Here is a 13,825-nt window from a genome sequence, read left to right as displayed (position 1 = left end):
CGTCAATCCCCCTAATCTATTTTCACTTCTTGTCCAATACTGTATAAATATAAAATGCGTTCATTTATTTCAATGCGCTTAATTGATTGGACAGCATGCTGATAATAGTTTAATTGAATTTGGTACGACTTTGTCATTTTTTGTTTAATTTTCTCAAAATCGCCTAATAAATACTGTTCGATATAATCCGTCTTATAATCAAGAAGCACCCAGTTACCGTGTTCATCTTCAAAAATGCAGTCGATGACACCCTGTACAATTTGGGCATCTCCTTCCTCATCTTTCAAACTAAGTGTAAACGGCTCTTCTCTTAATACTTGCTTCGCTTTTTTAAAACGCTCACCGACCTCTGTTTGGAAAAAGGCAAATACTTTTTCCGCTGAAACGGCATCTGCTTCAATTTGCTGCAACAGCTTACGTTCTACAAGCGACTGGATATAACTTTCCGTCTCTTCAATTGATGCAAACCCTTGCTGCGGGATATGCTGCATAGCGGCATGTACAGCTGTACCGACTTCGGTTGCCGAAAGCTTCCGTTCTTTTTTCCCTTTCAGCATAAAGCTTGGTACATCGGTTTTTACATAACGCTTCGCTTCCATATTGTAAAGTTGCTCTTCTTCCATACGCTGCAAACTTTCAAGACGTTTTTGCTCCGATACCGATGTCTTTGATTTCTTCGTTACTGCATTTGCATAGGGATACGGTGTTGTGAAGCGTTTCGCCAAGAGCTGAACCAGATCTTCATTCACGGTCTGTTCAACCACTTCGTGTTCCACCGTTTCCGCTTCATTGGCAAGCAAGTAATCATAGTTCGGAATGATACGTACTGTCCATTTTTCTGTTGTTGCCGCTTCATTCGAATAACCGTAATTGGCAAACAGGAAATCGTTATGGCGTGCAACAGCCGGACCGACCCAGCTTAAATAGCTGTTCGCTTTTGAACGAATATAAGCCGGGAGCACTGTCTCCTCCAATTCCTGATAAAATGCCCATTCTTCCTTCTGCTTTTCCCAGTCTTTAATCGAGCCGACTAAAATGAGGCGCTCTTTCGCACGGGTCATCGCTACGTATAAGACGCGCATTTCCTCTGCCTTCATTTTCGCGAGCTTTTTTTCCTTCACATATAAGTGCGGTAACGATGTCGAAATGATATTTAAATCCGGATTCACCGATTTTATCGCCAAACCGAAATCCTGATCGAAAATATAACGGCTGCCTAAATCTTTTGTATTGAATGTACGGCTCATCCCCGCTACAAATACGACTGGATATTCCAATCCTTTTGATTTGTGGATTGTAAGTAATGTGACGACATCATCGGCTTCACTTGTTGATTTGGCAATTCCTAAATCATCTCCGCGTGAACTCATGCGGTCGATAAATCGCAGGAAGCGGAATAATCCGCGGAATGAGGATTTTTCATAGCTTAATGCACGATCATGCAATGCCCGCAAGTTCGCCTGACGCTGCTTGCCGTTCGCCATCGCCCCAACCATTTCGTAATAATTCGTATCTAAATATACTTGCCATACTAAATCGGCCAATGCCCCATGACGGGAGAACTGGCGCCATTTCTGATGCATCATAAAGAACTTATCAAGCTTTGCCTCTGTTTCGATCGGCATGTCACCTGCTGCTTCTTCTTTATACTGCTTTAATGCCTCATAAAAAGGGACTTTCCCGTTAATTAGGCGGATTTTCGCCAGTTCATTTTCCGTTAACCCGATAAACGGTGCACGCAGTACGGAAGCGAGCGGAATATCCTGATACGGATTGTCGATAACTTTTAATGTGTTGATCATAATCATTACTTCAAGCGATTCAAAATAACCGCCATCCGTTTCAGCATAGAGCGGCAGGCCCGCCAGTTTAAATTCCTCTGCGAATGTCGTATACCAAGTACGGGAACGCATCAATACGACGATATCGCGGTAGCTGACCGGACGCATTGATTTCGTTTTCGGATTGTATACTTGTCCGCCATGATCGACTAAATCACGGATGCGCTGAATAATGTAGCGTGCTTCCTGTTGTGCCGCGCTGATGCTTTCTTCCTCAGAACCGTCTTCACTTCCCGGAATAATTTGCGCTTTTGAATCACCTTCCAGTAAAACTAATTCAATCGGCACTTGCTGCTCATCATAGCTCGCTCCGAACTTAAGTTTTGCCTGTTCATCGTATGCAATCTCGCCGACTTCTTCATCCATGATTTGCTCAAATACATAGTTCGTACCTTCCAGCACTTCCGAACGACTGCGGAAATTGGCATTTAAGTCAATTTTCATTCCTGTGCCGGACGGGTCCTCTTCAAATCGCTTATATTTATCAAGGAAAAGGCGCGGTTCTGCAAGACGGAATGCGTATATACTTTGTTTCACATCGCCGACCATGAACATATTCCCATCCTGTTCGCCGCCGTTTTTCACAAGCTGCAAAATTGTTTCCTGTAAGAAATTGACATCCTGATATTCATCGACAAGCACTTCTTTGAAACGCTTCTGGAAATTCAATGCCACATCGGACGGCTGGGGTGGATTTGACGTGCTTTCTTCATCTGTCAAAATCTCCAGCGCATAATGCTCCAAATCCGAAAAATCAAGCAGGCCGCGCTCTTGCTTCGCTTTTTTAAACGCTTCACTGTATTCAATCGTCAGTTTCACGAGTGTTTCCAAAATCGGCTTTGTCGCCGCCATTTCCTGAACATACAACTTAGGATGACGCGCAAAAAATGTTTCCTTTAAATCCGTAAGCATTTCTTTTGCCGTATCACGATGATTTTTCGCTACCGCATAAGTTTGCTTATCTTCCTCTGTATCCTTTTTCGTCAAAGGCTTGATCCGACCGAACTCAACTGCAGGGATCAGCTCATATGCCTGTTCCCATGAACCTTCCTCCATCGCTTCAAGTACATGCTTAACCCCTGTATATTCCGCTTCAAACAATGGCTTGTTTTTCTCTAAAGCAGGTGTAACGGTCACGATTTGCAATCCTTTTTCAAGCCGTGTGGCAATTTCTTTCAGACTCCCGATTATAAACGGACGCACTTCCTTCGCAATACCCAACTCATCAATCGGACTTTCCGGATCGATATCGTATTTCTCCGGCAATGCGCGCAGCCATTCATACGGGTTTGGCTGAACACGCGACACTTTATACATTTCCTGCAGCAACAGTTCAATTGCCTGGTCACTGCGGTCAGAGGCAAAGCTGTCGACTAATGTGTAAAGCTCCTCTTTCGTGAACAATGTTCCCATATCACCCCGGTATGCCTTTTCAAGCACATCCATCAGTACGTCATCTTGCAATAACGAAGCTTCTTCTGTACTTGCCAAACGGAAACCCGGGTCCAGATCAATCGTGTATGCATATTCACGGCAAATTGATAAGCAGAAAGAATGCAGTGTTGAGATTTGCGCTTTGTTCAATAAACTTAACTGACGGCGCAGAAAATGGTTGCTCGGATTTTGGGCAAGTTCCTTTTCAAGCGCTTCCGCCATCCGGTTGCGCATTTCCGCAGCCGATGCATTTGTAAACGTTACAACGAGCAGCTCATCCACATCAATCCGCTTATCTTCAGGCGCCAATATCTTTTGGATCAGTCGCTCGATCAATACCGCTGTTTTCCCTGAACCGGCCGCTGCCGATACTAATATGTCATGGCCGGATGCGTAGATGGCTTTCCACTGCACATCTGTCCATTGAACATCACTCGGCTTCGCTGGAATTGTCATCTGCACATACCACCTTTTTAATGTTTTCAAATACTTCCTGTTCCGGCTGTTTCTTAATTTCATTGAAACTGTTGCCTGTTTCCGACTGGTCGAACTGGCAAACTGATTTAAAACTGCAATACGTACAAGCCTTTTGATTACCTAAGCTGTATGGCTTAATTTCCGTATTTCCTCGGTAAATTTCATTGCCCGCCTGACGGAATTTATAGTGTACAAATTCCTGCAAGTTTTCCATCTGTTCCTGTTCAATCACTTTTGAGGAACGGCTGTTGAATTCCGGATTCTCTCCGCTTTTAAACGCCGCTGGTACGATAATGGATGTTTTACTCGGCTCAAGTGACTTGTCCATCAGTTGCGCCACTTCCACATCTTTCACCATATAGCCGCTTAACTTGAACTTCTCCTGACGCATACTTTCCACACGATCATACTGCTCATAGTCCTCTGTCGGAATTAGCGGATTGTGCACATGCAGATAGAACATCCCGGCAGCCTGGACAATAATATTCTCCAGTTCCGATAAATCCTGAATGAACTTCCCTTCACGTGCGATTATCGGGATATTTTTCATTGCTACATCTAAATACGTCAGCAGCTGCAGCGAGATCCCGTTATATACTTCGGTAAAATCAAGTTTGCGGCCGCTTGATTTATAATCAATAACACGCAAATACAGATTTTCCGCATCTTTATATGCATCGATCCGGTCAATCTGCCCGCGCACATACATTTTCCTGTTATGTTCCAGATCGATTTTCAGTGCTTCCAGCGGATTGCGGTCATCCTGTTCCGTATTTTTGTCGTCGCGTTTCCCAAACGGCTTTTCATGGGCAATCGCTTTGAACTTCGACAGCTCACTTTGATTAATAAGCGCATAAATTGTACGTGCCACGATTTTCACAAGTTTCGTTTTAATATATTCAAAGCGGTGACTGCTTTTTAAAATACTGTACGAGAAGTAATCCGCCAGTTTAGAAATCGTTTCATCCGCCTTTTTATAGCATGCTACATATGTCGTAAGCGGAATCGAGGACTCTTTCTCGGATAAAATCGTCCGGATTGCCTCATGGAACAGATCCCCCATCGCAAATGTTTCCAGCTTGAATTCCGTCCGTTCCTGCAGTTTCAGCCCATAGGACACAAAATGTGAATACGGACAGCTGTAAAAGCGTTCAATACGCGATACACTTGCCAAAAAGTCTTCCCCATACAATGCTGTCGCTATGTCTTCCGTTAGCGGTTCTGCTTCATTCGTCGTGTATAAAGGTTTTTCCACGACATTCAGCACATCTTTCCAGCGCTGTTCCCGTTCGTAAAATGCTTTTAACGCCGCCCATTCTTCCGTAAGCGGACGTCGCTCGTGCTGCGCCTGCTTCAGCTGGGTCATTAAGAAGCCGATTGCCGGTGACGGATGCTGTAAATAATTGAGCACATGATCTTTTTGGAGTTCATCAAGCGGGTCCATCGCAATTTGACGATGCGGCAGTGTGCGAACTGTTTTTTCCTCGGGTGTGCCCCGGTTTTCGGTAATCTCGAACATGCCGTGCAGGCGGTTAATATAAAGCGATGGAAGCTTACTTTTACTTTCCTCGTCTGCATTTGCATACGTAATATATAAATATTGTGTCGATGAAGAAATTGCACGGTAAAACAGGAAACTTTCCTGAAGAAGTCTGCTTTTTATACCTGGTGCCAATTCCACATCGATTTTCTCAAATGTTTCACGCTCGTCATCAGACAGCAATCCTCCCGCTTCCATACGCATCGGGTATACCCCATCATTAACACCGATGACGAAAATCGCCTTTTTATTGTCAAAACGGGCAAACTCGACAGTCGAAACGGTCACTTCATCCAATGTCGGCGGCACACTTGCAAACTCAAGCGTTTCAAAGCCTTCATCCAAAATTTGTGCTGCTTCTTCCAACGGCATAATTTTATCGCCGAACATCAGGTCAAACTGCTCCAAAATATGAATCCAGCCATTCCAAGCCTGTTCATGCTCCAATGACTGATGGAGTGAATCGGCCTGCTCTTCCTGCTCCTGCATTTTCAGCAGTTTCTTATAAATATCAAGCTGCTCCATAAACTCATACAGTGCCACTACAATTTCACGGCCTGTTTTTTTACCTTTCAACCGGTTCTGCAATGCCATTACCGGCTCCCGGATTAGGTCACGCACCGATTTTAAAAGTTGCTCATGCTCCAGCTCGTCTTCTGTCTGAACCGCATTTACTTTTTCCAGTGATTTAAAACGGCGATAATGCCATACTTCATCTTTCATCCAGCGGTCATGGACAATTCCTTTTGCGATGACGAAGTTTTCCAAAATATCCGCTCTGTCGCGCATTGCAACTAAATTGGCTCCGTAAGGGAAAAACAGATCGGTCTTAATGCTTCTGAAAACCGGCTCGTATTTCCAGTTTGTCGTAATAATCTCCAGTACGGATCGACTGAATTCGATCAGCGGATGATAAAGCATCGCCCGCTTCTCGTTTGAGAAAAACGGGATTTCGTATTGGGTAAAGGTCGTGCCGATAATCGCATCATATACATCCGCCTGGCGGTACATTATCCCGATATCTTTATAGCGCAGCCCCTTCTCCAAAACGAGCTGTTTAATTTCCTGGGCAATACCTTGCACTTCTGCGCGCGGGTTTACACCTTCCAATATTTTCGCATGTCCCGATGATTCGACTGGTGTATCCGTAATTTTGTCGAAGCAATGTTCAATATGCAGCAAGTCCCGATTTGTCGCACGGTAGTTTACTTCTAAATGAACGCGCGGCTCCTCTTCAATATCAATTCCTCGTTCGAATCGTAATTTTTGCAGCTCATTCTTTAGTTTATCGTACGTCATCGCAGCTCTGTAAAATACCGAGCCTTCCAGTAAATCCATTTGCGGTTCTTCCATCGGGAGAACCATTGTGACACGTTTTGCATAAATAAGAAGCTCTTTTAAAATGGCAAATTCCTGTCCATTAAATGAAACAAACCCATCCAAATAGATGTGGGTATCGCGCAAGCTTTCCATTTTCGGAATACGCTCAATTAACAGCGGGAAATAGCCGTCGCCATCAATATATTCCGTCCCGATGCGCTCATGCAGCTGCTTTAAAATAATGTTCAGATCATGCAATTTATGAAGCAGTACTTCACTTGCACCGTTTAATTTTAATGATTCAATCAGCGGGTCGATTGTTTCCACATCGATATGATATTGACTGAATTCCTTTAAAATCTGCTCGACTTCTTTCGTAAAACCGGGTTTACCTGCCGCTCGTTTAAATAGTAGGAACTCTTCCTGATGTTCTTCCAAAATACGTCGTAACAGCATGCGGTACCCTGTGCCGTCAATGCGTTCGTGGGCGATACCGCCTTCATTTTGCAGCACAAACCAGGCCAGCCGTTTGAATGTCATAACCTGCGCACGCATCATTCCTTCAATGTCATAATTCGTTGTCAGCTCATATTCCGTTGTAAACGACATTTGGTCAGGAACTAATATAAAAATCGGATGTCCAAATATATTTGTTTTTAAATCATCGACAATTTCACGGTGAATCAAAGTTGTTTTTCCCGTACCTGCCCGTCCTGTTATAACTCGTAACGTCACAATTCCCACCTCACTTCTATTTCTTTCTTCTATTATAATATAAGAATACATGTTCGCGCATTAATTGCAATCATACAAAAAAGCCCTGCCTTTTCACTATTTGTAAAAAGCCAAGACTTATAGTTTTCCATTAATGTTTACGAGACTTACCTATCTCTCGCAAATCTCTTTCCACACGCTTATTTAAAATATTTTCAATCAATTTGCCGATTCCCCAAATGATTAAAATAATGACAGCTGAAATAACAAGTTTTACAGGAGAGGTTAAAATATCACGCAGATCACTGCCTAAATAACTAATTAAAAAGATTAAAATGGGTTTTGAAATAAGAAGTGTCAAAAAATAATATTTCTTTTTTATATGAGATAGACCCGCAACCGTATTGACAACGACTACAGGTGTAAACGGCAGGCACAGCAGAACAAACAGTGGTGTAAATCCTCTAATATCCACCCAGTTAATCAATTTTTTTACTTGTTTCTGTTCTTTAATCCGACGGAAGAGCCGGTACTTTCCGAACATGCGAATCATAAGAAAGAACATATAGGAACCTGCTACTGTTCCAAGCCAGGACAGTAAAAATCCCCAAAATAACCCGTATGCGGCTGCATTGGCAATGATGATTACGAACAGCGGCAATATCGGTATAAATGATTCCAAAAACGTTAATAAAACTCCGAAAAACGGGCCTAGTAACTTATATTTTTCTACAACTGTTTCTATATTATCGATTGTCAGCCAATCTAACATAACCACTCACCCCTACCAAAAACGATAAAAATTCCTGAAGTTACACAATGCTGTCTAGTACAATTTAATCTTAACATAATTTGTTTATACCCGTTTTAGCCAAAAAAAAGAACCTCGTATTATCGAGATTCTTTTGAAATTAACTGACAACTAATAATCCAATTTTATGATTATCATCACGATGGACAACATGCTGGGCAAGGCGCAACTCACCAGAATGATCCAGCACTTCCAAACGGCAATGGGCAGCATTGATCTGCAATGCTTTATACAAATCTTCTTCTGTAAAAACATCTTGTCCATTTACACGCTTGATAATTTCACCTGCGACAAGCCCCATTTTCTCAGCAGGGGAATCCGGTAAAATACCGGCAATCATCACACCTTTATCACTGCGTACAACGGCATAGCTGTTACGGTCCTCTGAACGACTATAATGAATACCGATAATTGTACGAGAAATTGCTCCTAACGCTAATGCTGCTGCCCCAAGTATCGGCAGGAGATAAGCGGCCAATCCGACAACGAGCACAAATTGGCCTATCATTATAATTGAACGTCCCATTTGAGGATAAACATTCATCGGCAGCTTCTGACGCACCATCTGCTGGAAGCCGATAATAAATGGGAAAACAATGATTGAAAACTGTTCTGCTCCGATCGTAAACTGTGGCCAATAAGGCGCAAAATTTTGAATCCCTTCACCCGGAATAACAGTAAAGACCGGCAAAATCCAAAGCTGTTTACTAAAATAACCGATCCCGTTTAATCCACGCTTTGTTTTCTCAACAATCGGTGAAGCAAACCGGGCACCATAACGGCGGATTAAAATTCCTTCTGCCATCAGCAAAAGCCCTGTCATTATCGGAACGGTCATAACAAGCTCGTCTGTAACATTTCTTCCTGCTAACTCAATAGTTCCGATTGTATATGACCAATCTTGCCATTGCATCCAAACGATTCCGCAAAAAGCAACTGCCATCACAATCGCTGGCGATAATAATTGATACAGATAAATAATCATACCTGCGAGACTTACAATAAATACAATTGTCAATAATTCGAGTGATACTGTTAAGCCTATTACAAGACTAAATAAGGAAATAATAACGGACAGCATAAAGCCCATCGCAAGCATATTTTTCAGCTCGGACCAGCCACCTAGTATCCGTCGGTTAAAATACCTTCGTTCGCGCTTCACTCGGCGATATCCTAAATAAACTGCGGAAATGATGGCGACATAAAACAAAGGATTTATAAAAAATCGGCCAATCCCTTTTAAAATTTCAATCAAAACTGTTCCATCCATATTCTCACCTACCGTACGAATAATTGTACCAAATCCTTTACGGAATGCGTAGTCCCATTTGTACCGTAAATAAAATAAAGGCGCTGTCGAACTTTGATAATTCGACAACGCCTACTATTTATTAATATTGCTTTATAATGGATTTAATATTCCATCACTCAAACTGATGCATAATATAACTAATCGCCATCTGCAGCTGCATGTCGTTTACTTTTGACTGTTTGAATGTTTGCAGTTCCTTTGTTAATTCATGGAAAAACACTTCATCCATATAGTCTCCTTCTGCAATATCATGCTTGTGTCTGAAGTTTTCTACTTCCTGTGCTGTATCCTTATCAAAGAATCCGTCTGTCCGGCTGATAGCGTAGCCCAGTTCACTTAAAATACGTTGGCTATAGGCAACTTCTTCACTGTATTCGCCCTCTTCATAACGCCCTTTCAGTATTTTGGTTTCCATACTGTAAAGAGGATGCTGTGTCACTTCGACATCCGGCTCGATTCCGACATCATGGATCCATTTTTTAGAAGGTGTGAGCCATTTATTCGTCGATAACTTTACTTCTCCCCCATTTTGAAGATCCCATGTTTGTTGGACCGTTCCTTTACCGAAGCTCGTCACCCCAATAATGACCGATCGTTTCCAATCCTGCAGGGCACCTGCAAACACTTCACTCGCTGATGCACTTCCTTCATTTTGGATAAGTGTTAAAGGTGTTTCACGCAACCAATTTACGTAAGGCTGGAATTGTTCCACTTTCTGCGTTTTCAGTGGCTCTGTTACACCATCATGATTTTGCATATACGCAAAGATTTTTTCTTTTTGCTCGAACATGCTCATCATTTGGGCAACACTATGTAAATAGCCACCTGGATTGTCCCTCACATCAATGATTAACCCTTCCACTTCCTCCTTAATGACCCCATCAAGGGCCTCTTTCCATTCTTCTGCTGTTTTTTCACCGAAAAGGTTGATCGTTATATAGCCTAGTTTTTTCCCTTCTACTTCGAGAACTTCAGCTTCCACCGTGTCATTTTTCAAACGTTCCCTTTTCATGACCAACTTCAAATGCTGGTCCATTTCCGGGCGATAAACGACTAGCTCAACCGCTTCTCCTTCCTTACCATACATCAGCTTACGAACTTCTCCCATTGATTTCCCGTCAAGTCGTACTTCATTAATTTGTATAAGCTCATCCAATGGGCGAATACCCGCTTTTTCTGCTGGTGATGCTTTAATAGGGGCCACGACAATAATTTTGCCATTTGCTTCTGCCAACTCAACACCAATGCCGATTCGTTCACTTGCGAGCGTCTGTTTATGTAATGCTGCTTCTTGCTCCGAATAATAAGTACTGTAGGGGTCATTGATTGCATTTGCCATCCCTCGCAGTGCACCTTCCACCAATTTCTCCGATTCGATATCATAAACTGATTCGTTCGTGATTAACTCATGCAGTTCATTGACTACCGCAAAATCTGCCTGTTCCTCCTGTGGCTGTGGCTTGATTTTCAACACACCATAAACAATTACGCCAATACTAACCATTACAACAATTAATAAAAAAATCCGACTTTTCCGCACGAATTCTCCTCCGTTCCATAAAATTTATGAAGCGAATGAAAGATTCATACTTACAAAGTCGAATTTAGCGTCACAAAATGAAGTTAATTTAAGTGCTAATCTATAAATTACCCGTATTTAATCTAGTTGGAGTACATTTTCACGCAATGCATCCAAATCCAGCGGGCCAATGATTTGCTTTTGTATTTTCCCTGCTGAATCAATCATGTACGTTGTCGGCATTGTCAAAATTTCATATTGAAAGGCGACTGCTTCCGTTTGTTCCAGTACGATTGGGAAGGTAATATCATAGCTTTTCAAAAACTGCTCGACACGCTCCAGCTTTTCGTTTGCATATGTCATATTGACACCGACAATTTCCACATTGTCTTCTTCACGGTATTTTTCGTAGTACTTTTGCATATGCGGCATTTCAGCTTCACATGGCGGACACCATGTTGCCCAGAAATTCAGTACGACCCGCTTCCCTCTCAGCTCCGAAAGCGTCAGTGGCTCGCCTTGCAAATTATATAATGTAAAATCCGGTGCAAACTGACCTTTTTCAAGGCCCACTTCTTCGTCCGGTTCCACTTCTTTTCCTAAAGCATATTCGTTGATTGCAGTACTCTGATCGATTTCAGCTTTTATGTAAGTGCCAAGCATTGTGATTACAAGCACTAAAATAATACCGATTCCAATATTTTTCTTCATCAACATCACCCCACCATTTCTTCCTACTAGTACATTATCATAACTTTCAGGTAATTATTCAAACGGGAAAAACTTTTTTTGAATCGTCGTTGATTTAATGAACCAGTGAATCATTAAGAAATTCTCAAATTTCATTTAATAAAAAACGATATAAATAAATACAAATTTAATTTTATAAAATGTGATTATTTATTTTAAAAAACGGGTATTTAAAATATGCATACTTTGTTCTAAATACATAGTCTCAATACAATAGTCCTATTACATTTAAAGAAAAACATATTAAACAATTGAATTTTGAATCTTTTATATGCTTATACTTAACAAATAAAAGGCATATTAACACTGAATTTATCTATGAAGATGCCCATACTTACTTCAGAAGAAATAAATTTTAGTCCAGTTAAAATAAGGGGAACTTTTATGGAGAAATTTTATAAAGAAGTTTTAATGAACGGTATTAAAGATATGGTCTTTATTCTTGAAGTTGTAAACGATGATTTTCGATTTCAGTTTATTAATACCGCTGCGATGGATCGTTTAAATTTGACTGACCGGTTTATCGGTTCAAGCCTTATGGAGATTAAGCCAAAGGAAAAAGCAAAATTTTTATATAAGCAATACAGCAAAGTTGTTGAAAGTCAAAAAAGCTATACTTACGAAGATGTTTACGAAGAGAATGGCACAAAGTATTATGCTGAAACCGTTTTAAGCCCATTTTTTGATGAAAAAGGCGCTGTTGATCGAATCATAGCGGTTGTACGAGATATTACACAGGAAAAAAATGCGCTTTCAAATGCTATGGAAATGATAAGTGGTCTGGCTGAAAGTAATGAGCGTTATCATTCTTTATTTTTCCATAATACAGACGGCATTTTTGTATTGAATAAAATGGGTTATATTACCGATGGAAACGAAGCAAGTGAACATATTACCGGGTATAAAATAAAAGAGTTATTCGGAAAATCACTTAAAGAGCTGGTAGACAAAGAAGATACAGGCAACTTTGATCATCTGATAAACGAAGCGGTTAAAGGAACTAATCAAAGTGGAGATTTAATCTTTAAAAATAAAAATGGCGAGCAAGTTAACATCATTTTTAAAATCATTCCACTTCTCATTGATGAGAAAATCATTGGTTTATACGGAATTTTGAAAGATGTCACTGAACAGTTACAAAGCATGAACAAGCTGGAAGAAAGTGAAAAAAGTTTTCGAATTATCGCAGAGAACGCCCATGACCTAATTACTCTTATTAATAAAGACGGAGAAATCACCTATGTTTCCCCATCTTATAAAAATATATTAGGTTACTACCATCAGGAATATCTTAAGAAAAGTTTCCTTCATAATATCCATGCAGAGGATCAAGAGCGTTTAGTGGAAATTGTCCGCAATTCGATTCATACAGGTGAACCTTTTACTATTCAATTTAGACAAAAAAATGCTGAAGGAGATATGATTTGGTGTGAATCCATCGGAAATCCGGTGTTCAATCATAATAATAGCTTTCAGCATCTGGTTGTACTTACTAGAGACATAACCTTGAGAAGAGAATATGAATCCAAATTGAAATATTTTGCTTATCACGATAGTTTAACCGATCTTCCGAATCGACTTTATTTTAAAGAACAATTTGCCTTTGCAAAAGAGCAGTTTCTAACAAATAATACACCTCTTGCTCTAATACTTTTAGATATTGACCATTTTAAACTGATCAACGATACTTATGGCCATGATACAGGCGATGCGGTTATTAAAGAATTTGGTTCCCGTATTAAAGCGACTATCCGTGAACAGGACATGGTGGCAAGATTAGGCGGAGATGAATTTGTTATTCTACTCTCAAATATTCAAAGCTCTAACAATGCGACAGAAATTGCAGAAAGAATTAACCACACTATCCGGCAGCCATGGAAACTGAACGGTCATACATTATCGGTTACAACAAGCATGGGAATTGCAACGGCATCCAGTCAACTGAATTTTACTGAATCCAGTTTAATGAAAAAAGCGGATATTGCCCTATACGAGGCTAAAGAAAGCGGGAAAAATTGCTATAAATTATATAACGTTAACTCTCCCAGCCTTTCTTCATACACACATAAAAAGACCAAACTTTAAATTAAAGTTTGGTCTTTTCTCT

Annotated in this window: 7 protein-coding genes; 1 reads left to right on the top strand and 6 read right to left on the bottom strand. The window is 40.8% G+C overall.

The window, feature by feature from the left end; genetic code table 11:
- Window positions 1–11: 11 nt before the first annotated feature.
- The 6 genes from addA to MKY27_RS03490 all read right to left on the bottom strand — a co-directional run bounded on the left by addA (window position 12) and on the right by MKY27_RS03490 (window position 11,679).
- A complete protein-coding gene (gene addA, locus MKY27_RS03515) occupies window positions 12–3,731 on the bottom strand; it encodes a helicase-exonuclease AddAB subunit AddA (RefSeq protein ID WP_339197799.1) in 3,720 nt (1,239 codons plus the stop codon).
- Complete coding sequence (gene addB, locus MKY27_RS03510; RefSeq protein ID WP_339197796.1) at window positions 3,706–7,347, bottom strand: helicase-exonuclease AddAB subunit AddB; 3,642 nt, start codon at window positions 7,345–7,347, stop codon at window positions 3,706–3,708. The genes addA and addB overlap by 26 nt, the downstream gene beginning before the upstream one ends.
- 130 nt (window positions 7,348–7,477) lie before the next feature.
- The gene (locus MKY27_RS03505; RefSeq protein ID WP_339197794.1) at window positions 7,478–8,098 is read right to left on the bottom strand and encodes a TVP38/TMEM64 family protein; all 621 of its coding nucleotides are present in this window, start codon (window positions 8,096–8,098) and stop codon (window positions 7,478–7,480) included.
- 139 nt (window positions 8,099–8,237) lie between these two features.
- A complete protein-coding gene (locus tag MKY27_RS03500; RefSeq protein ID WP_339197791.1) occupies window positions 8,238–9,515 on the bottom strand; it encodes a PDZ domain-containing protein in 1,278 nt (425 codons plus the stop codon).
- A 46-nt stretch (window positions 9,516–9,561) separates the two neighbouring features.
- Window positions 9,562–10,989 carry a S41 family peptidase gene (locus tag MKY27_RS03495; RefSeq protein WP_339197789.1) on the bottom strand — a complete coding sequence of 476 codons (1,428 nt, stop codon included), beginning with the start codon at window positions 10,987–10,989 and terminating at the stop codon, window positions 9,562–9,564.
- Between the two features lie 117 nt (window positions 10,990–11,106).
- Window positions 11,107–11,679: a TlpA disulfide reductase family protein gene (locus MKY27_RS03490; RefSeq protein ID WP_339197786.1), complete on the bottom strand. Its 573-nt coding sequence runs from the start codon at window positions 11,677–11,679 to the stop codon at window positions 11,107–11,109.
- Window positions 11,680–12,102: 423 nt separating this feature from the next.
- Here MKY27_RS03490 and MKY27_RS03485 point away from each other — a divergent pair, with 423 nt between their 5' ends.
- On the top strand, window positions 12,103–13,803 hold the full coding sequence (locus MKY27_RS03485) for a sensor domain-containing diguanylate cyclase (protein ID WP_339197784.1): 1,701 nt from the start codon (window positions 12,103–12,105) through the stop codon (window positions 13,801–13,803).
- Window positions 13,804–13,825: the final 22 nt, after the last annotated feature.

It is taken from the genome of Solibacillus sp. FSL R5-0449, from assembly GCF_037975215.1.
Lineage (GTDB): Bacteria > Bacillota > Bacilli > Bacillales_A > Planococcaceae > Solibacillus.
Note: the sequence above shows the minus strand (reverse complement) of the source record. Positions and strands in the feature narration are given on the sequence as shown.

Coding starts and splice junctions, on each gene's coding strand:
- addA (WP_339197799.1), bottom strand. CDS start 3,731: ATGACAATTCCAGCGAAGCCGAGTGATGTTCAATGGACAGATGTGCAG.
- MKY27_RS03505 (WP_339197794.1), bottom strand. CDS start 8,098: ATGTTAGATTGGCTGACAATCGATAATATAGAAACAGTTGTAGAAAAA.
- MKY27_RS03485 (WP_339197784.1), top strand. CDS start 12,103: ATGGAGAAATTTTATAAAGAAGTTTTAATGAACGGTATTAAAGATATG.
- MKY27_RS03490 (WP_339197786.1), bottom strand. CDS start 11,679: ATGAAGAAAAATATTGGAATCGGTATTATTTTAGTGCTTGTAATCACA.